Source organism: Streptomyces sp. SJL17-4 (genome assembly GCF_036826855.1).
In the GTDB taxonomy this organism is placed as follows: domain Bacteria; phylum Actinomycetota; class Actinomycetes; order Streptomycetales; family Streptomycetaceae; genus Streptomyces.
The window spans coordinates 372,880-393,205 of record NZ_CP104578.1 but is presented as its reverse complement, the minus strand read 5'-3'; the positions used below and the strand labels follow the sequence as shown (position 1 = coordinate 393,205).

Annotated in this window: 15 protein-coding genes and 1 pseudogene; 8 read left to right on the top strand and 8 right to left on the bottom strand. The window is 70.5% G+C overall.

What is annotated here, in order from left to right; translation table 11 throughout:
• Positions 1–52 precede the first annotated feature (52 nt).
• Positions 53–1,108 carry a helix-turn-helix domain-containing protein gene (locus N5875_RS01700; RefSeq protein WP_338491409.1) on the bottom strand — a complete coding sequence of 352 codons (1,056 nt, stop codon included), beginning with the start codon at positions 1,106–1,108 and terminating at the stop codon, positions 53–55.
• 127 nt (positions 1,109–1,235) lie between these two features.
• On the opposite strand from N5875_RS01700, the gene N5875_RS01695 reads away from it, so the two are divergent.
• The 7 genes from N5875_RS01695 to N5875_RS01665 all read left to right on the top strand — a co-directional run bounded on the left by N5875_RS01695 (position 1,236) and on the right by N5875_RS01665 (position 10,616).
• Complete coding sequence (locus N5875_RS01695) at positions 1,236–2,159, top strand: NADP-dependent oxidoreductase (RefSeq protein WP_338491407.1); 924 nt, start codon at positions 1,236–1,238, stop codon at positions 2,157–2,159.
• 129 nt (positions 2,160–2,288) lie between these two features.
• Positions 2,289–3,056 (top strand): SDR family oxidoreductase, encoded by a 768-nt coding sequence (locus N5875_RS01690; protein WP_318210416.1) that lies wholly within the window; start codon positions 2,289–2,291, stop codon positions 3,054–3,056.
• A gap of 138 nt (positions 3,057–3,194) precedes the next feature.
• Complete coding sequence (locus N5875_RS01685; protein WP_338491405.1) at positions 3,195–5,942, top strand: AAA family ATPase; 2,748 nt, start codon at positions 3,195–3,197, stop codon at positions 5,940–5,942.
• Between the two features lie 165 nt (positions 5,943–6,107).
• Positions 6,108–7,076, top strand: a complete 969-nt coding sequence (locus N5875_RS01680) for a hypothetical protein (RefSeq protein ID WP_338491403.1) — start codon at positions 6,108–6,110, stop codon at positions 7,074–7,076.
• Positions 7,073–8,158: an FAD-dependent oxidoreductase gene (locus N5875_RS01675; RefSeq protein WP_318210413.1), complete on the top strand. Its 1,086-nt coding sequence runs from the start codon at positions 7,073–7,075 to the stop codon at positions 8,156–8,158. The genes N5875_RS01680 and N5875_RS01675 overlap by 4 nt, the downstream gene beginning before the upstream one ends.
• 38 nt (positions 8,159–8,196) lie before the next feature.
• Positions 8,197–9,255 (top strand): AMP-binding protein, encoded by a 1,059-nt coding sequence (locus N5875_RS01670; RefSeq protein ID WP_318210412.1) that lies wholly within the window; start codon positions 8,197–8,199, stop codon positions 9,253–9,255.
• The gene (locus N5875_RS01665) at positions 9,255–10,616 is read left to right on the top strand and encodes an aldehyde dehydrogenase family protein (protein ID WP_338491400.1); all 1,362 of its coding nucleotides are present in this window, start codon (positions 9,255–9,257) and stop codon (positions 10,614–10,616) included. The genes N5875_RS01670 and N5875_RS01665 overlap by 1 nt, the downstream gene beginning before the upstream one ends.
• Positions 10,617–10,707: 91 nt before the next feature.
• Here the strand turns inward: N5875_RS01665 and N5875_RS01660 are convergent.
• Positions 10,708–11,328, bottom strand: a pseudogene (locus N5875_RS01660) (histidine phosphatase family protein); the annotation flags it as partial.
• 29 nt (positions 11,329–11,357) lie between these two features.
• Entirely contained in the window at positions 11,358–12,251 is an 894-nt protein-coding gene (locus tag N5875_RS01655; protein ID WP_338499054.1) for an LLM class F420-dependent oxidoreductase, read from the bottom strand.
• Between the two features lie 216 nt (positions 12,252–12,467).
• On the opposite strand from N5875_RS01655, the gene N5875_RS01650 reads away from it, so the two are divergent.
• Complete coding sequence (locus N5875_RS01650; RefSeq protein ID WP_338491398.1) at positions 12,468–13,616, top strand: DUF475 domain-containing protein; 1,149 nt, start codon at positions 12,468–12,470, stop codon at positions 13,614–13,616.
• A 56-nt stretch (positions 13,617–13,672) separates the two neighbouring features.
• Here N5875_RS01650 and N5875_RS01645 read toward each other — a convergent pair whose 3' ends face one another.
• From N5875_RS01645 to N5875_RS01625, 5 genes are all read right to left on the bottom strand, one after another.
• Positions 13,673–14,545 (bottom strand): aldo/keto reductase, encoded by an 873-nt coding sequence (locus tag N5875_RS01645; protein ID WP_338491396.1) that lies wholly within the window; start codon positions 14,543–14,545, stop codon positions 13,673–13,675.
• 156 nt (positions 14,546–14,701) lie between these two features.
• Complete coding sequence (locus N5875_RS01640) at positions 14,702–15,985, bottom strand: DUF2254 family protein (protein ID WP_338491394.1); 1,284 nt, start codon at positions 15,983–15,985, stop codon at positions 14,702–14,704.
• Between the two features lie 274 nt (positions 15,986–16,259).
• Positions 16,260–17,768, bottom strand: coding sequence for a DUF4246 domain-containing protein (locus N5875_RS01635; RefSeq protein ID WP_338491392.1), 1,509 nt, complete (start codon positions 17,766–17,768; stop codon positions 16,260–16,262).
• Positions 17,769–17,884: 116 nt separating this feature from the next.
• The gene (locus N5875_RS01630) at positions 17,885–19,024 is read right to left on the bottom strand and encodes a hypothetical protein (protein ID WP_338491391.1); all 1,140 of its coding nucleotides are present in this window, start codon (positions 19,022–19,024) and stop codon (positions 17,885–17,887) included.
• Entirely contained in the window at positions 19,021–20,088 is a 1,068-nt protein-coding gene (locus N5875_RS01625) for a hypothetical protein (protein WP_318210405.1), read from the bottom strand. Before N5875_RS01625 ends, N5875_RS01630 begins: the two co-directional genes overlap by 4 nt.
• Between the last annotated feature and the right edge of the window lie 238 nt (positions 20,089–20,326).

Sequence of the window (20,326 nt, the reverse complement as noted above, 5' to 3'; positions counted from 1 at the left end):
CAGCACGCCGACAGCGGCCTTGACGGGGCGCTGACCACCCCTGCGGAGCCGCTCACGCGGACGGTTCCGCCTCCTGTCCGTGTCCTGCCGGAGTGCCGGTGCCGAACGCGCGGCGGTAGGCGGCGGGCGAGACCCCGAAGGCCGTCCGCATGTGCGCGCGGAGGGAGTTCCCGGAGCCGAGGCCTGCGCGATGGGCGACGAGGTCGATCGGAAGGTCGGTCGTCTCAAGCAGCTGCCTGGCCAGTTCGAGGCGTTGTGCCGTGAGCCACTGCACCGGGGTCACCCCGGCCTCGTCGCGGAACCGCCGCGTGAAGGACCGCAGGCTCATCCGGGCGTGCTCCGCGAGCCGGGCCAGGGTGAGGGGCTCGGCGAGGTGTTCCAGGGCCCAGGCGCGGGTGGCGGTGGTGCTGGCCAGGGTGGGCTCCGGCACGGGACGGTCGATGAACTGGGCCTGCCCGCCGTCCCGCCACGGAGGGACCACGCACATCCGGGCGGCGCGGTTGGCGACCGAGGCACCGTGGTCGCGGCGGATCATGTGCAGGCAGAGGTCGACACCCGCGGCCACGCCCGCGGAGGTCAGCACATCGCCGTCGTCGACGAAGAGCACGTCCTCGTCCACCTTGACCTGAGGGAAGGCCCGGCGGAACTCCGGGGCCAGGTTCCAGTGCGTGGTGGCGGGCCGGCCGTCGAGGAGCCCGGCGGCGGCTAGCACGTACGAGCCGGTGCAGATGGACACCAGGCGGGTGCCGGGCCGGATGCCGGCGATGGCCGCGGCGACCTCGGGCGGCAGCGGACCGCCACGCCCGAGCTCGGGCATGGCGTGCGTGGGCGGCAGGACCACGGTGTCGGCGGCGGCGAGCGCCTCGGGACCGGCCGAGGGCTGCACGGTGAACCCGGCGTCGCTGAGCACCGGGGCACCGTCGGCGGTACAGACCGTGACCTCGTACAAGGCACGGCCGTCGGCGCCCTCGGCGCTGCCGAAGACCCGGGAGGGAATGCCCAGCTCGAACGGGGGCACCCCGGGCAGCGCGAGCACGGCGACCCGGTGCGGCGGCACCGGCGCACCTTCCCGCGCGGCCCCCGTCGCCGGTTCTGCTGCGTTCCCCATGGCCAGATCCTGTCACATGCTGGCCAAACGGCCAACACCATGTCGGACCGCGCTACCGGATCGTGGAGGCATCGCCCCCGGAACGGTCCGGGGGCGTGCCGATCGAGACGGAAACGAGGCGGACAGCATGCGTGCGATGGTCGTGGAGCAGTGGGGCGGACCCGAGAACCTGGTCGAGCGCGAGGTGGAGCGCCCCGAGCCCGGCCTGAACGAGGTCCTGGTGCGGGTCCACGCGGCCGGAGTGAACCCCGTCGACTGGAAGACCCGTGCCGGTGGGGCCCTCATCGAGTGGGGCGCCGTCCCGGCCGTCGGGTGGGACGTCTCCGGCACGGTGGAGGCCGTGGGCCCCGGCGTGGGGATCTTCCGCCCCGGCGATGAGGTCTTCGGCATGCCGCTGTTCCCCCGGCAGGCGGGAGGCTACGCCGAGTACGTGGTGGCCCCGGCACGACACCTCGCGCCCAAGCCCGCCTCCCTGACCCACGTGGAGGCCGCCGCGCTGCCGCTTGCGGCGCTCACCGCCTGGCAGGCCCTCGTCGACGCGGCGGACGTCCGCCCCGGAGAGCGGGTGCTGGTGCACGCGGCGGCCGGAGGAGTGGGCCACTTCGCCGTCCAGATCGCCAAGGCCCGCGGGGCGTACGTCATCGGCACGGCGAGCGCGGGCAAGCACGACCTGGTGCGGGAGCTGGGCGCGGACGAGGTGGTCGACTACCGCGGGACCCGCTTCGAGGACGTCGTCTCCGACGTGGACGTCGTCCTCGACGGCATCGGCGGGGAGACGGCCGAACGCTCCCTGAAAGTGCTCCGAGACGGGGGCAGGCTGATCACCCTGCCGGGCCCGGACGACGTCCCCGCCGCGCGGGACGGGGTGCGGGCGACCTGGGTCCTGGTGGAGCCCGACCACCTCGGCCTGCGCGAGATCGCGGCCCTGGTGGAGCGCGGGGAGCTGAGGCCGGTGGTCGAGGCCGTCGTGCCGCTCGCCGAGGCGGCGAAGGCCCACACGATCGGCGAGCGGGGCAGCACCACGGGCAAGATCGTCCTGACGGTCGCCTGAGCCGCGGGGCCGCGGCCGGCTGCTCCGAGCGGGCCGCGGCCGGCCGCTCGCCCCCGGCCTAGCCGCCCGGCGCGACGAGGCCGCCGTGGAGAATGACCGGCGGTAAGTCCCCGCTCGGAAGGCCCCCTGATGAAACTGCCCGCTTCTGGTCGTCGCGTCCTCATCAGTGGTGCCTCCCGGGGCCTGGGCCGGGCCGTCGCCCAGGCGTTCGCGGCCAACGGCGACCGGGTCGCCGTCCACTTCGCCTCCCGCGCAGAGGAGGCCCGCGTCACCCTGGAATCCCTCGACGGAACGGGCCACACCCTGGTCGGCGGCGACCTGGGGGACCCCGCGGGGGCCGTGGCCGTGGCCGACACGGCGGCCGAGGCGCTCGGGGGGATCGACGTACTGGTCAACAACGCGGCGGTGAACCTCCGCCACCCCCTCCCCGAGACCCCGTACGAGGAGTGGGTGGCGGTCTGGCAGCAGCACGTGTCCGTGAACCTGCTCGCCACGGCCAACCTGAGCCATCTCGCGGCTCGGCGGATGATCGACCAGGGATCGGGGGGCCGCATCGTGAACATCGGCTCCCGGGGCGCCTTCCGGGGCGAACCCGACCACCCGGCCTACGGCGCCACCAAGGCCGCCGTCCACGCGCTCGGCCAGTCGCTCGCGGTCTCCCTCGCCCCGTACGGGATCGCCGTCGCCTCGGTCGCGCCCGGATTCTTCGCCACGGAACGGGTCTCGTCCCGCCTGGAGGGGGCCGAGGGAGCCGCGATCCGTGCCCAGAGCCCCTTCGGCCGGGTGGCCGAGCCCGCCGAGATCGCGGCCGCCGTCCTGTGGCTCGCGTCTCCCGCCGCTGAATGGTCGTCCGGAACGATCCTCGACCTCAACGGAGCGTCACACCTCCGTAGTTGACCGCTGGCTCGCTGGGCGGACCCCGGAGGTGACGGTCCCGGCAAGGGGATCTTGACTGCCCGCAGGGGCGAAGTTACGTTGAAGATACAGTTAAGTTTTTCAAGTGCGTGCGAAAACTAAATTCGGGGAGCCGTTCCAGTGGTTTTGGTCGAGAGGGAAATCGAGCTTCAAAGCCTGAAGCGAATGCTGAACGACTGCACGACGAACGGCCGAACGGTCGCCCTCGTGACAGGCCCGGGGGGCGCGGGGAAAACGACACTCCTCTCCGGCTTCACCGGGTACGCGAAGAGCGCCGGCGCCCTCGTGCTGAGTGCGTCGGGGGCACGATCCGGGCAGGTCCACTCCTTAGGCGTGCTGGCTCAGTTATTACGCTCCATCGATCTTGGCGTGGAGAAGGGGGAGCGGGTCGAGCGGCTCCTCGCCCTTCCGGGAGTGAATTCCCGAGATTCTTCGCTGAGCCCTTGCGCAGTGGATGAGCTGACCGAGCTACTCCTCGAAGCCGCGGGTGGGCAACCTCTGGTGCTGGCTGTCGATGACACGCAATACGCGGATCCGGCCAGTCTGCAGGCTCTCCTGCTGATCCTGCGCCGACTCGCGTCGAATCCCGTCGTCACCGTATTCGCCGAGTGGCGCGTCTTCAGTTCCGAGCCCCCGCTGGTCCTGGCCGAGTTCATCAAGCAGCCGTACTTCCATCTTCTGAACGTGCAGCCGCTCTCCCGTCACGGCGTGACCGACTGGCTGCGGAAGCGACGTCTGGGGGAGGCGAACGCGGAACGGCTCGCTCCCTCCTTCCTGGCGGCGACAGGCGGCAGTCCGCTGCTCCTTGAGGCGCTGTTCCAGGACCGGTGTCGCGGGTTCTACGAGCGTGATCCCGAAGACGTCGATGCGGTCTCCCCGACGGACGCGGCGCTCAAAGGGGCTCACTTCAAGGTCGCCGTCGAGGCGTGCCTGCACCGCTGGGATCCTCGACTCCTCGATGTGGCCCGCGGCTTGGCCGCCCTCGGTGCCCCGGCATCGGCCGACGTACTGGCCCGGCTGCTCGACAGCGAGCAGCGGACGGTAGTGGAGGCGTTGGACGCTCTCGCCGGAACGGGGCTGCTCCGCTCCGGATGGTTCAGCCACCAGGCCGCCCGGGCCGCCGCGCTGAGCGGGCTCGACGGCGAGGCGCTCGCCGCCCTGTACGAGCGCACCGCACTGCTGCTTCACTCCGACGGCGCGGTGCCGTCCGAGGTCGCCGAACGTCTGGTCGCCGCGGGGGGCATCGCGGAGAACTGGTCCGTGGACGTCCTCCGCGACGCCGCCTGGCAAGCGCTGAGGGAAGGGAATCCCAGCCGCGCGGCCGAGTTCCTCGAGGTTGCCCGGCAAGCCTGCGGCGATGCCCGGGAGCGGGCCGAGGTGACGGGCGCGCTGGCGCGGGTCCTGTGGCTGACGAAGCCGACGGCGGTGACCCCACTCCTCGCGCCGCTGTACTCCCTGCTCCAGGAGGGCGGTCTGGCCGACCGGGACGTCGTGGCGCTCAGTACCCTCCTCGCTTGGCAGGGCCGCGCCGACGAGGCCGCCCTGGTGCTGGAGCGGGCCGGCACCCAGGAAGGCGAGTGCGATCTGACCGGTGCCGCCGAGTCGACGCTCGCGCGTCAGTGGATTCGATGGGTGGTGCCCTTCAAGGGCACGGACGGTGCCGACGGGACCACCCCGTCGCACCGCGCCGAGGAGACCGCCGAGTGCGAGTCGTGGAGCGACCTCGTCAAGAGTGCCGAACAGGTCCTGCAGTGTTGCAGGATCGCCGACGCCCTCCCGGTCACCGTGCTGTCCGCTCTGCTCGTTCTCACCTTCGACAACAGGCTGGACGACGCCCAACGCTGGTGCGAAGCGCTCGGGCCGGAGGCCGAAGCGCTGCAGGCCGTGGCGTGGGTGGCCGTGCTCGCGGCCGTCCAGGGCCTCGTGGCGCTCCGCAGGGGTGACCTGGTCGAGGCCGAGCGGCACTCGCGCCGCGCCGTGACCGTGATGCCTCGGCACAACTGGGGTGCGGCCCTCGGGCTGCCGCTCTCCTGCCTCGTCCACGTCACCACGGCCATGGGCAGGACGGACGAAGCGGAGACCCTCATCAAGGAGGTGCTTCCCGAGGCGCGTCGCAATCCGCTCTGGCTGCACTTCCTGCGTGCTCGTGGACGCTTCTACCTCGAGAACAACCGCCCGTACGCGGCGTTGGCGGACTTTCAGACGTGCGGTCGCCTTCTCCGCGGCACCGCTCTCGACCGTCCGAATGTCGTCCCCTGGCGAAGCGACCTGGCGGAGGCGCGGTTGCGTCTCGACGATCCACTCGGTGCCACAGCACTCCTCGACGAGCAGTTGGCGCTGGCGGACGTCGACGACACCCGAGTGCGTGGGCGCTCCCTGCGGATCATGGCCGCGACGGTGAAGCAGCCGGCCCGAGCTTCCCTGCTGAGGGACGCGGTGAAGGTGCTCCTCGACTCCGGGGACCGGCTCGAGTTGGCCATGGCGCTCGCCGATTCGAGTGACGCGGAACTCGAATGCGGCCATGTCGCCGAATTCAGGCTCATCAACCATCAGGCGAAGCGGATGGCCAAGACGTGCGGGGCCGAACCGCTCTACCGGAGGCTGCAGAATTCCGGCAGGGCGGAGGAACCGGGCGACAAGCCCGCGTTGCGGACGACCATCCACAGGTTCGCCCTGCTCAGTGAAGCCGAGCGCAAGGTCGCGGCCCTCGCGGCCCAGGGGCGGAGCAACCGTGAGATAAGCCGGACTCTCTTCATCACGGTGAGCACCGTGGAGCAGCATCTCACCAAGACCTATCGAAAACTCGGAGTGAGCAGCCGATTCGGCCTGCCGGTGGAGCTGGGCCTGGTGGGCTCGGCGGATCACTGAAGCACTCCGCGTCCGGCCGGTGGGCTCCGGTGATCCACCGGCGCTGGGGTGGGAGGCCCGCCACGATAGGGGGTTGATCAGGGGTGGGGCCGCACGTGATCGCCGGTACGTTGAGGCGCGATGGCAGGGAGTTCTCATACAGGTCAACCGAACGAAGGAAAAGCCTTGACTGAAACGATTTCCGGCCGGCAGATCGAGATTTCCTGGCCCGACCTGGGCATCACCGTGACCGCGGAACTCGACGGCCGCAACACCGAACTCGCCGACGCGTTATGGGAGGCTCTGCCCTACCAGAGCCTGCAGGGACACGCGCTGGTGGCGGGAGAGCACCTCTATCACGCGGCACCGATCCCCTCGCTGCTGCACCTGACCGCGGAAACCCGGATACCCGATCGACGCGACGCACCCGACGGGACCGTATTCCTCTCCGCTCTGCAGCATTTGGGCATCAAGTACGGCACGCTGACCGAACCGATGCCGGCGTCCCCGGTGGGCCGGATCCGGCAGGAGGACGTGCCGGGACTGCTGGAGGCCGGGAAGGCGGTCTGGGATTCGGTCTATTCGACGAAGAAGCCGATCCTGGTGGAGGTCCGCAGGGCGGGAGCCGAAGGCGGCCACCGCATTCCGAAGCTGACCGCCGCGGATCCCGACGCGAGCCGACTCATCCACGACGTGCACACCGCGACCGAACGGGCCTGGCTCTCCGAGCCGAAGGAGCTCGCCGACCTCCACGCGGGGTCGATCCCTTCCGGGGCGGGAAGCTTCGAGACGGTGCTGCCCACTCTGCTGTTCGTCAACGGTGAGACCCGGCCGCTGGGCTACGCCACGTACGGCGGTCTGATCCGCGGCGCGGTCCAGGACATGCCGATGGACTCACTGCGTCATATGACGCGCCTGCTGGTCGGCATTCCTGCCGAGTTCCTGGGCTACTGCGGCCTGGAACAGCTGTGGAGCTTCACCCAGCGCTTCCTGGACTGCGTCGACCGGCTCGACCGCGAGGACTTCCTCGCCGTGGCGGGCCAGCTCGCCCTCTACATCAACTGCCTGGGTGGCTGGAACCTGCACCTGTACCCGTGGGAAGCCGGAGACCACCTGCGCCAGCTGCGCTCCGACGAACCGGTCCGCCAGCGGTGAGCCGACTCCCCGAACGCGTGGACGCCGTCGTCATCGGCGGCGGTGTCATCGGCAACTCGACAGCGTTCCGGCTCGCCGAGTCGGGCGTCCGTACCGTCCTGCTGGAGCGAGGCGCACTCGGATCGGGATCGTCCGGGACCACCGCGGGCGTGGTGCGCACCTACTTTCCGGGCAAGCCCCTCATCAGCAGCCTCGCCGTCCGGAGCCTGGCCGCCTACCGGGCCTTCGCCGAACGCACCGGAACCGACCTCGGTCTGCGGCGCATCGGCCTCCTCGTGCTGTTCACCGACGAACAGCAGGTGCGGGACTTCCGGCAGACCCACGCCGCACAGCGGGCAGCCGGAGTGGACGTCGAACTGGTGACCGCGGCCGAAGCGGCGCGGCTCAATCCGCTGGTCGACGAGCGGACCGTCCTGGCGGCCGCCTGGTCGCCCGAGGCCTACGCCTGCGACCCCGCCGCGATCGTGCGCGGCTATGCCGAGGCGGCCCAGCAGGCCGGCGCCGTCCTGCGCACGGACACACCCGTCACCGGCATCGACCCGGACGGTCGGGTCCACACGCCGTCGGGAAGCATCCGCGCCGACCATGTGATCTGCGCGGCAGGCCCCTGGGCGGGCACGGTCGCCGCCATGGCCGACGTGCGCCTTCCTGTGACGACGTACCCCGTCGAAATGCTCCTGACCGACGCCCCCGGCAGTGCCCCGCACGACGCTCTGCCGATGACCATGCACCCCTCCAGCCTGCGGATTCGAAGCTGGGGGGACCGCATCCTCGTGGGGATGGGCCGCCCCGCTCCGGACGAGACCCGACAGGACTGGCTGCGACGGGTGTCGCACCACCTCGGCACGACCTTTCCGACGCTCGCCGGCCACCGCCTCGACAGCGGATGGAGCGGTGACCTCGACGTCAGCCCGGACGGGATGGCTTTCATCGGCCGCGAGCACTCCCGCCGGTTCTTCTACGCGGCCGGCTTCTCCGGTCAGGGACTGTGTCAGGCACCTGCCGCCGGAGAGATCGTCCGAGACCTCGTGCTCGAGAAGGAATCCTGGATCGACACGACGGGACTCTCCACCGCCCGGTGAATCCCGGGCTTCTGTCCACCTGTTCCGAGAGGAAGACCATGGTCGAGCACACCGGCGGAGAGTTCGTTCGGGAGATGATGCGGTGGCACTTCAGTCCGGAGACCGGGTCCCCGTTCTGGCTGAGACGGGCCGAGAGTCTCGATTTCGATCCGCTGACCGATGTCCGGGACTTCGACGATCTCAGCCTGTTCCCCAACGTGGTGGACGAGCTGCGCGACATCGCCGTACGTGACCTGATTCCCCGTGGCTACGGCGACAAGCACGAGGCGGCCGTCTACGAGAGCGGCGGGACCACGGGGCGGCCCAAGGCGGTCCCGTACAGCGCGGAGTGGCATCGGCGCAGCGTCGAGTGGTTCAGTGAGCGACTGGACTCCCACGGCGTACCCCGAGACGTCGACTGGCTCAGTGCCGTCCCCACCGGGCCGCACAACGTCGGAGCGATGGCGGTCGACACCGCGACGCTGCGGGGTGGGCTGAACTTCAGCATCGATCTGGACCCGCGATGGGTGAAGAAGCTGATCGCGGAGGGCCGGACGGACGTCGCCGACGCCTACACCGATCACCTCATCGAACAGGTCGGCCACATCCTGACCGGCCAGGACGTGGGCGTCCTCTTCGCCACCCCGCCGCTCCTCGAGCGCCTTTCGCAGCACGACGACCTGGTCGAGCTGGTGAACCGGAAGGTTCGCGCGATCATCTGGGGCGGTACGCATCTGGACGCCGACACCCGGGACCTGCTGCGCGACGAGGTCTTCGGCGGCATCAAGCTGGTCGGCGGGTACGGCGGCACGATGATGCTGGGGACAGCGGTGGAGCGACCCGGTCTCCGGGACGACGAGCCGTGCGTCTTCGACTCCTTCGCGCCGTACACCACGTTCCGGGTGATCGACCCCGACACCGGCCAGGTGGTTCCGTACGGGGAGCGCGGGCGCATCGTGGTGCATCACATGAGCCGAAGCGCCTTGCTGGTCAACAACATCGAGCGGGACTGCGCGACGCGGATCGCACCGGTGGACGGCGGCTTCGGTGACTCGGTCGCGGACGTCGCACCCGTGGCGACCTTCGGTGCCACGGCCGTGGTCGAGGGCGTGTACTGATGCTGTCCCTGGACGTTCTCGGCCCCGGAGGCCCCTATCGGTCCCGGCGCCAGGAGGCCGTGCGAGATCTCACCGGGAACCAGGTCGCGACACTGAGCCTCGCACCCTCGCTCTACGTCACCCGCGCGATCAAGGCCATGCGCCGAGCACCGGCGCCACCCCTCGACGCACGGATCGCGGCGTTCGCACAGGCGGGCCGGGCCTTCGCCACGCAGACGGTCGCGGGGCTGACGGCGGAGGAGTACCAGCGCACCGTCAGTGCGACCACCGGGATACCGATCACGGTGGTGCGCGACGCCACCGCCGACATCGCGGGGGCCGCCGAGCGGATCCGCCACAGCGTGGAGAACGCGCGGCCGGCCGCCGCGGTCGGCTCGTGGCGCGATCCGCGGGCCCAGGGCGGCGCGGCGGTGTGGACCCGGCGCGGTGAGGTGTTCGCCGTCCACGCGGCGGGCAACCACCCCGCGGTGCACCAGGGTTGGTTCGACGCCCTCGCGCTGGGCTATCGCGTCGCCGTGCGCCCCTCCCGTCGTGAGCCCTTCACTCCCCACCGGTTGATCACCGCCCTGCGCGAGGCCGGGTTCGGCGACGAGGGAATCGCGCTGCTGCCCACCGACCACGACGTGGCCGGTGACATCCTCCGGCACGCCGACCTGGGAATGGTGTACGGCGGCGCGGACGTCGTGGGCAAGTACGCGGACGACCGACGCGTACTGCCGCAGGGACCCGGGCGCTCCAAGATACTCATCACCGCCGAGACGGACTGGGAGCCGATCGTCGACACCCTCGTGGAGTCGATCAGCGGTGGTGGGGGCGTCGGTTGCGTCAACGCCACCGGGATACTCGTCGAGGGCGACCCCGCGCCCGTGGCCGCGGCGCTCGCCGAACGCCTCGCCGCGCTGCCCACCCTGCCCCCGACGGACGAACGCGCGGTCCTGCCCGTCATGCCCATCGGTCCCGCCCGTCGGTGGGACGCGTACCTGCGGCAGCGGGCAGCGGGCACCAAGCCCTGGCTCGGCGGTGACAGCATCGTCGGCGATCTCGGCGACGGTTCGGCGGCGCTCCGGCCGGCGGTGCACCAGCTCGACAGCCCGTTCGCCGAACAGCTCGGCATGGAACTGGGCTTCCCCTGCGCGTGGGTCGCCCCCTGGGACCGCGACGCCGGGATCCGGCCGCTGCGCGACACCCTCGTCCTCACCGCCGTCACCACCGACGCGAACCTGATCGACGCGTTGGTGGCCGAGCCGACCATCGCCAACGTCTACGTCGGTGACCATCCGACACCGTGGATGGCGCACGGCCTGCCGCACGACGGCTACCTCGCCGAGTTCCTCATGCGGACCAAGACGATTCGACGCTGACAGCCGCTGACGACCACCGGGGCTGTGCCCGGCACCGCCCCGCGTGCAGCCCATGGGGCAGTGCCGAGCACCACCCCAGGGGCTGCCGCGGTCAGCGGTGGTCCGTCAGGTGCGACGTGTCGTTGAGCAGTCGTACCGACGCGGCCCCGTCCCCGGAATAGGTCACGGCCGACAGCGAGGCCGCCGACAGCTCCATCCGGAACAGCGTCACCGGCGGTGCGCCCAGCGCCAGCCGAAGCAGTGTCCGCAGCACCCCGACATGCGACACGACCAGCACCGTCTGCCCCTCGTACCGTGCCAGGAGGCGGTCCCGCGAGAGAGTGGCCCGCCGGGCGACCGCGGAGAACGTCTCCCCGGTTCCGCCCGGCACGGCCTTCGGAGAGGCGAGCCACGCCGCGAGCTCGTCCGGGTGGCGCTCGCGCACCTCGGCGAAGGTAAGTCCCTCCCAGGCGCCGAAATCCGCCTCGGTGAGCCCTTCGTCGACATGGACCTCCAGTCCCAGACGACGAGCCGCCGCCTCGGCCGTCTGCCGGGCCCGGCGCAGCGGCGAGGACACCACCGCCTGCACCGGGCCGCGTGCCACGAGCACCCTGCCGGCGGCCTCGGCCTGCCGCAGCCCGGTCTCCGACAACGCCGGATCCGAGCCGCCACTGCCGGATATCCGCTTCTCCGGTGTCAGGGCCGTCTCACCGTGGCGTAGCAGCACAAGGGTCGTGGAGCCGCCCCGGGCGAGAGCGGGATTCACGCCGACCGCTCCCCGAGCGCGGCGATGACCGGAGCGAAATTCTCCATGTTGTATTCCATGACCGTGAAGTAGGTGAAGCCGTAGCGCTCGCGACGTTCCTTGATCTGCTGTGCCATGTCCGCGGGGGTTCCGACCAACACGCTGGGAACGTCCTCGGGGCTGTGCGCGGCGTCGGGCGGCAGGGGAGCGAATCTGTCAGGTACCGAGGCGCCTTCGGAGGGCGGAATTACCTGCTGCACCAGAAGATTGAGTTCCACGGAGTCGGCGCGGTCGCCGAGCAGGCCGCGCACATAGGTGATGCGTTCTTCCATCTGCGCGGTTCCGGCCAGTTGAAGTGAATCGCCGGCGGCGTTCGCCCAGCCTCCCGGGAAAGCGATGATGTCGGCGTGCGCGGCGGCCACCCGCAGCAGCCGGTCGCCCCAGCCCGCGATGAGCAGGGGCGGCCCGGAGGGCTGCGCCGGACGCGGCTGGTATTCGGGGTCGTTGAACAGACGACGCAGCGTGGTCACCGTCCGTTCCAGCTGGTCGACCCGCATTCCGCCGCTGGGGAACGGGATCTCCGCGGTGTCGAACTCGGCCTTCACATAGCCTGCGCCGAGCCCGAGCTCCATACGCCCGTCGATGAACTGGTCGGTACTCGCCACATCACGTGCGAGAAGAGCGGGATTGTAGAACGGCGTGTTCAACACGAACGTCGTCAGCCGTATTCGTTCGGTCGCTTCGGCGGCGAGCACCATCGCCGGAAACGGTGCGGGCATTCCTAGGTGGTCGGCCACTCCGACCACATCAAAACCGAGTTCCTCGGCTCTGCGGCACTTCGCACGCCACTCGTGTCGCGAACCGGTGACGAACATGTTGACACCGAAGCGTAAGGGGAGTTGGGAAGACATCATGCCTGTGTACCACACGTTGATGGTGTACGGGTGTCCCGGGCGTCCTCAAGTGCGGGGCGCGGGCCTTGCGTTGGCCGGCCATCGACGGATGGAAGGTACGTGCCGTTGGCCGGTATGCGTCAGGACTGCGGGGTTTCGCTCTAGACTTCGGTCAGGGTTTGGTAAAGACAGGTACAGCGCGGGGGAGCCCCGCACAAAACGATTGGGTAGCCAGTGCTTCTGAAGACGTTCGGCTGGTCGTTCGCGGTGACCGCGCTCGGCCTCGTCGCGGCGGTGATATACGGGGGTTGGGCGGCCTTCGGGATCGTGGCGATCCTGTCCATCCTCGAGATCTCGGTGTCCTTCGACAACGCGGTGGTCAACGCCGGGATCCTGAAGAAGATGAATGCCTTCTGGCAGAAGATCTTCCTCACCATCGGTGTGCTCATCGCCGTCTTCGGCATGCGGCTGGTCTTCCCCGTCGTGATCGTGGCGATCAGTGCCAAGGTCGGCCCCATCGAGGCCGTCGATCTGGCGATCAACGACGCCGAGCGCTACGAGCAGCTCGTCACCGACGCCCACCCGTCGATCGCGGCCTTCGGTGGGATGTTCCTGCTGATGATCTTCCTCGAGTTCATCTTCGAGGACCGCGACATCAAGTGGCTCGGCTGGCTGGAGCGCCCGCTCGCCAAGCTCGGCAAGATCGACATGCTGTCGGTCTGCATCGCCCTGGTCGTCCTGGCGATCAGCGCCATGACCTTCGCGACCCAGGCCCACCAGCACGGCGGCACGCACGTCGACAAGGCGTCGACCGTCCTGCTCTCGGGCGTCTTCGGCCTGATCACGTACCTCGTCGTCGGCGGTCTCTCCGGCTACTTCGAGAACAAGCTGGAGGAAGAGGAGGAGCGCGAGCACGAGGCCGAGGAAGAGGCCCGGAGGAGCGGCAAGCAGGTCCCCGCGATTGTGATGGCCGGCAAGGCCGCGTTCTTCATGTTCCTCTACCTGGAGGTCCTCGACGCCTCCTTCTCCTTCGACGGTGTCATCGCCGCCTTCGCGATCACCAACGACATCGTCCTGATGTCGCTCGGCCTCGGTATCGGCGCGATGTACGTCCGGTCCCTGACGGTCTACCTGGTCCGCCAGGGCACCCTCGACGACTACGTCTACCTGGAGCACGGCGCCCACTACGCCATCGGCGCGCTGGCCGTGATCCTCATGATCTCCATCCGCTACCAGATCCCCGAGGTGGTCACCGGTCTCATCGGTGTCATCCTGATCGCCTGGTCCTTCTGGTCCTCCGTCCGCCGCAACCGCAGGCTGGCGGCGGGCGAGGGAGAACACACGGGATCCACCGAGAAGGCCGAGGTGCCCTCCGGCGTCTGAGCCGGACCGCCGGCGCGCGCCAGAGGCGCGCGCCGGCGGATCACGCGGTGCGGCACTCAGGCCGCGGCGGTGAGGGCCTCGAACTCCTCGTCGTCGAGTCGCACCAGCGCGGCGTCGACGTTCTCCTCCAGATGGGCGGCACGGGACGTGCCCGGTATCGGGAGCATCACGGGGGAGCGGCGCAGGAGCCAGGCGAGGGCGAGCTGCGCGGGGCTCGCGCCGTGCAGCCGGGACGCGGCGTCCAACGGTCCGCCCGGTCGGGCGAGTTCGCCCGTGGCGATCGGGAACCACGGGATGAAGGCGATGTTCTCGGCCTCGGCGTACGCGAGCACGTCCTCGGCCGACCGGTTCGCGAGGTTGTAGAGGTTCTGCACGGACACGATGTCGACGTGCGTACGGGCCTCCTTGAGCTGCTCGACCGTCACCTCGGACAGCCCGAGGTGACGGATCTTGCCCTCCTGCTGCAGCTCGGCCAACGCACCGAACTGCTCGGCCGGCGGCACGTCGGGATCGATGCGGTGGAGCTGGTACAGATCGATGACCTCGAGTCCCAGGTGCCGCAGACTCAGCTCCACCCGCTCACGCAGGAACTCGGGTCGGCCGTCGGGCCGCCAGTCGTCCGGGCCCGGACGTGTCACGCCACCCTTGGTGGCGATGACCAGGTCATCGGCGTAGGGGTGCAGAGCCTTCCGGATCAGCTGCTCGTTGACGCACGGGCCGTAGGCGTCCGCCGTGTCGATGAAGGTGACGCCCAGCTCGACCGCTCGACGTAAGACCCGGACGGCCTCGTCCGGATCGCGGGGTTCACCCCAGACGCCTGGGCCGGTCAGTTGCATGGCGCCGTAACCGAGACGGTTCACCGTTAGGTCGCCACCCAGGGCGAAGGTGCCGGAGGCGTCGGCCGGACGTGCGACGGACTGTGTGCTCACGATCAATCCTCGAAGGTCGAATGTCGAAAGGGCCGCTGGCCGCAGGGGCCCCACGCACATGCACGTGCCCCTGCGACCCCACCAAGCATGCCCCATCGCCCATGCACCGGAGAGAGGGCGAATTCCGCTCCGGGACGAGGCTGTTGCCGGGACGGACTACCTGACGTCGTCGCGCATGAAGGGGGGCCGGGCGGTGAGCTGTTGTTCCGTCCACGCGAGTCGTTCCTCCAGCGCCGAGCGGAGGTGGCCGGGGGCGACGGAGAGCACGCCGACGAGAAGCTTCCGGCAGCGCGCGAGCACCATCGGCATACCGGGTGCGATGGCGAGGATGTCGTCCAGACCGACCCGCAGGAGCCCCTCCCAGTCGGCCACCGGCAGGATCACCCGCACGGTGCCGGATGCGTCGGTGATGGACCGGGTCTTCTGCGCGATCGGTCCTGCAGCCGCATGGCGGAGGAGGTCCTCGATGGCGTCCAGGGCCTGTACGGCGGTGGCGGGGTCGTTGATCGCCGAGGACAGCGCGCGCAGACCGATGTCGGACAGCAGCCGGAAGGCGAGCACGGGGTCCTGGTGGAAGGTGCGCTCGGGTCCGACGACGACCGCCTTGAGGACCTCGGCTTCCGGAACCGTGCCGTGGTGGACGTCGGCCACGGCATCACCGTGGTACAGGATGTCTCCCACCTTGACCCGCAGGACGACAGCCGCGTCCCCTCGCTGCGCAGCGGCGACCAGCGGCACCAGGTTGAACTGCTCGACCAGTGCGGAGGTACCCCGCCAGGAGACCGACGCGGTGGCGGACTCGGGCGGCGGAACCGCCCCCGGTGCGGATTCCCGGGCGTCCGGCGCACCGCCCGGCGGACAGTAGACGTCGAGTACGTGGAGGCCACGGTCACGCAGCTCGTCGAGGACGTGGGACAGCTGGATCGAACGCAGTGCGACGAGCTGGAGGCGGCGGACGAGCACGAACGCGACGGCAGCCATGGCCAGAGCGGCGATCGGCACGGCCACGGACACCGTGGCACGCGAGCCGATGGCCAGGACCGCGGTGACGGAGTAGACCAGCACTCCGAGGACGAAGGCGAACACTCGCCACACCATCGGGTCGGAGCGGAACAGGGCGAGGCGATGACTGAAGTTGCCCGCGGCCCACTGCACGACCAGGAACATCAGCGAGAAGATCAGGGTGGTGACGCTGAGGACGCCGACGCCGAGCACGTTCAGCACCGCCACGGCGCGGTCGGCGGCGACCCGGGAGCCGCCGCCGATCGCGGGCAGCAGGATGCCGAGTACGACCGCCACGCCGACGGCCACCGCGTGCGTGATGCCGGCGCGCAAGGCCCGCCGAGGGCGGACGACACGTTCGGCCGAGTGCCCCGTGCCCACCGTGGTCATCGGCGGCCCGGACATGACGGGGCTCGATCGCATGCTCCGCGCGAGCACCGGCGGATCGTATGAGTCGGCATCGCCACCTACCCGTCTCGGCGTCGGGATCCACTCTGCGTGGTTTCTCGGGGGCGTGCCCGTGCTGTCGTACGAATGGATGACCCGGCACCGCTCGGAGCGGAGGCGCCCGGACGAGGCGCCGCCGTAGATCGACGCGGGCCGGCTCGACCGCCGCGCCTTCCCTCAGCGAGCTCCGACTCCGAGATCAGCGACGGCCTCGTCCAGAGCCTCCACGCCCTCCGGACCCGCAGGTACCCAGGCTGGAGGATGTTCAGTGCTCGCAGAGGGAGAACTCCCGCTCGTAGAGCTGCTCGTTGTGTTCGTCCACGAAGAACTTGCGTTCCCGCATGAGCTGTTCGCGGAAGTCCTTGGCCTGCTCGAGCGTCATGGTCGAGGTGTCGGACCACGGCTGCTGCGGTGGTACATCGGCTGTCGAGACGATCCGTTCCGACGGGTCGACCAGGAAGAACGCGAGAATCTTGCGATGTCCCGCCCGGGAGGGATCCGTGAGGCGGAACGAACCGACGCGGTGCTGAAGGATGTTCGGGAACGCCAGGCAGCGGCCCGCCGGGGTCGACGCCGATCCGAATATCTGGTTCAGAGCGTCCTCGTTCTCCAGGCCGTAGACGTCACGAAGACCGTTGTCGTCGTTCTGCTCGTAGTCCGGGTCGTCGAGTGCCGCCCGGAAACTCAGCCGGCTCTCGGTGATGTTCTCGCTGTCCCAGTAGTAGATGCCGGTCGAGACGATGCGCTCGTTCATCATCCCCTCGACGTGCCAGGAACCGCCCTGGTACTCGGGCTTGTCCGGGGTGAGGTGAATGGTGGCGAGCTTGACGATGACCTGGAGGCGGCGGCCGCGCAGGTCGACTCGGTCGGATGCGTCGGGCACCTGGGGCGCGGTGAAGGCCGGGGCGTCCGGGATGACCGGGCGGCGGTTCTCCCACCAGTCGTCCTGCGCCTTTTCCCACGCGTCGAGGGCCTCTTCGTAGGCTGCGTCGTCGCTGTAGGAGGACTTGTCCGGCTGCTGCGGCTCCGAGTCGTACCATCCCCAAGGATCGGCCTGGATCCGCAGGGGCCGCGGATGGCGCAGATCGGTGAGCACGTTCTCCAGCAGCGGGCGCATGCGCGCGAACAGATCCGGCAGGACGGCGGTCAGCTCGCGATGCGCCTCGGGGTGAACGTTGTTGACGTACGAACGGAAGGCGACGGCGCCGTCGTCACTGACGTCGACCTCCGTGGGCAGCCACTGGAACTTCTCCGAGAACTCGTACTTCGCGTAGTGGTTCGCAGGGTTCCGCCACGCTTCTTCGGGCGCCCCGCTCGCCTCCCTCACCAGGCAGAACAGTGAGGGATGGACCAGATCCAGTACCTGGCCGTCGGATCCGGGATGCCAGTCCTGATCTGCTGCGGGGACCTGCTCCAGAACCTCGACCGCCTCGCGCAGCCGGGCCCTGAGCGTGTCGTCGATCAGCGTGTCCGACTGCCACACCCCGTCGACGGCGGACACCTCGACGCCGGTTCGCCGGTCCCGCAGCGCGGCGTAGTGCACGAGTTCGTCAAGCACATAGCGAACCTGGGCTTCGGTGAGGCCCTGGGCGATCGCTTCTTGTGTCCACCTGGCGACGACGTCGGCGTCGTTCATCTTCTCGAACCACCCCGGCTTCGCCCGAAGGTGTGCGCTGAGCTGCATCATCTGAAGTTCCCGCAGAGTTCGGGGTGTCGCGAACGAAATCGAACGGGAAGCTTGAAAGGGCAGCGGGAAGGCAGACAGGCCGGTCAACGCTCTTGATCCTCCGAGTCGGTGTGCGGTGACGGGAAGCCTACTTCAGCGGACTGACACGGCAGCCGTGCTCCCCGTCGTCGCTGGTCGGGGCGGCACGAGACCAGCGGAGACGGTCAGTCGGCGGTGAGCGTGCAGCGGTGGGTGTGCGCCGAGCGTTCGGCGAAGGCCGACAGGGCGGTGCGGAGGCCCGTGTGGTCGAGGGCCAGGGGGGAGCGACCGCGTCCGCCGCCCGCGGGGGCGACCACGTAGGCGGCGCGTTCCGTCGTGCCGCAGTCGGCCCACAGGACGTAGCGGCCGTCCGGGGCATCGCCCGCCGGCCGTTCGGCCAGTTCTTCGAGGCGTTCCCGTGCGCTCCACTCCAGCGCGGGGCCGTACGACGCGGTGAACGTGTAGAGCGGTGCGCCCCGCAGTCCGCCCAGCGTGCAGCCCTCGACCGGCTTCGGTCCCGGCGCGGTCTCGACGGCCGTCCGGACGCCCCAGCGGGCGGCGGTCCGCGGGTCAACGATGCCGGCGCAGCTGCCCGAGACCGAGGCGAAGGGCTTGTGGTCCCAGGCGTTCACGGAGGTGCCGACCTTCCGGACCGGCTCGCCCTCGGTGACCTCGCACCCCTCCTGCCGGGCGTAGGCCGTCGCCGTCCGCGTCAGCACCGCGGTGAGCCCCGCCCGCGCCTCCGGGCGGCCGAAGTCGGCCCGGTCCATCCTGGCGCGGACCTCGGCGACGATTCCGCCGTCCCGGGTGCCGCCGCAGTCGAGCAGGACACTGGCGGTCGCCTCGCCCCGCCGCTCCCGGTCGGGATCGAACGCGAAGCCGCCGGTCCATCCGTGGCCCAGGGGCGCGTCGGTGCCCGCCGCCTCCAGCAGGGGTGCCCGGTCCCGTGCGTCACTCACCGTCACGCGCAGGTCGATCCGGCCGTCCTCCTCGTACTCCTCGTCGGCCTCGCTCACCCGGCACTGCCAGAAGTCCCTGCCCGTCCTCGTCTCCGCCGTGACCTGGGCCCCGCCCACGAGCTCCCGCACGGGACCGGCCGCCAGGGTGCCGTCGCACGCCGAGTCCAGGGCGCGGTCGTCGAGCCAGGCCTGGAGACCGCCGGACAGCCAGAACAGACCGCCCGCCGCCAGGACCGCGCCGCCCGCCACCACGGCCGCGAGCTGTATCCGCCGGCGGCGTCGGTGCCGGAGGAGCCGGTCCGGTTCCCGCTCCTGGGTCCCCGCGGTCTCAGCGGTCTCTTCGTTCTTCTCCGTCTTCTCGGTCATCCCCACACCTTTCCGAGCACCTTCGTGTCACCGCAGTCGCCCGACGCGTCCAGATAGCGCGCGAGAAGCGAGTCGGCGCGGGCGAGGAGCAGATCGCGGTCGGCTCCCTCCAGGCCGAGGCGGTGCAGGGTCCGGCCGCCGGCGCACCGGGCCTCGGCCCAGACGGCGAGCTCGTACGTCTTCGCGCCGGCCGCCGGCCCTTCGCCGCGCCCGGCCTGGGCGAGCTCGCGCCCGTACTCCGTACGCACCTCCGGCAACACCTCGCCCCACCAGCTCGCGGAGCTCACCACCATGCCGCCGCCCGGCTTCGAGAGGGTCGTGGAACAGGCCCTGGCCCAGGCGTGCGTGGACCCGTGGGACGACTGCTCGGCGCCCTTCAGGGCGGGGCCGAGCAGCGCCGGGCGGAACCAGGCGCACTCCGACGGGGGCGCGTCCGGCGCCGGGTCCTGAGGGGACGGCGACACGGGCCGTACGTCGGTGTCGCGCACCGGGGCCCCGCCGCAGCGCCCCTCGGCGCGTACGTCCTCGGCGACGGCGGCGACGAGCCCGCCGAGCCACTCGGTCGCCGGGCTGTCCGTGGACGCGTGGACACGGAAGGACGTGACCGGGCGGGCGTACCCCGGCAGGCCGTTCGGACAGGGGACCGTGACGAGCTGGTCCGCCCGCTTGTGCTCCTCGGCCCAGTCGGGCATGTCCTCGTACGCGGTGCGGCCCACGATGTGCTCCACCCGGACGCCCTTGAGCGGCGGGTCCAGGACCGGCTCCGCCGTCACGGTGAGCCACGGGTCACCTTCACCGTCCCCGCCGAGGGTGCACGACACGAGGCCCCGCGGCCCCGGACCGGTCCGCAGCGTCCACCAGGCGTCGTCGGCCAGCAGCTCCGCCGTGTCCTTCCGGGGCAGCGCCCCGCCGCAGGCCCGGGCCAGCGCGTCCTCGTTGTGCCGGTCGCGCTGCTCGGCCCGTACCAGGAGGAAGCCCGCCGTCAGCGCCACGAGCAGCAGGACCAGCGCGGCCTGTGGCAGCCACCGGTGCCGCCGGAACCGGGCCCACGCCGAATCACTCATCCTCACCCCTGCTCCCGCGCTCGTGCGCGGGCGTCGCACCTGCGAACCAACCACCGCACGCTATCCCACTGGCCCCACCCGCCCACGGGCGGACAGCCGCACCCACCCAGCGGCCGATGCGCCCCGTGGCCCGAACGTGCGGCATGGGGAGGGGGAGGCGGGGTAGGCGCAAGGGAGCTGCCCGAGGTGGAGGACGTGGGCTCCGAGGAGTGGGACACGTGCCTGGCGGACCCGGAGA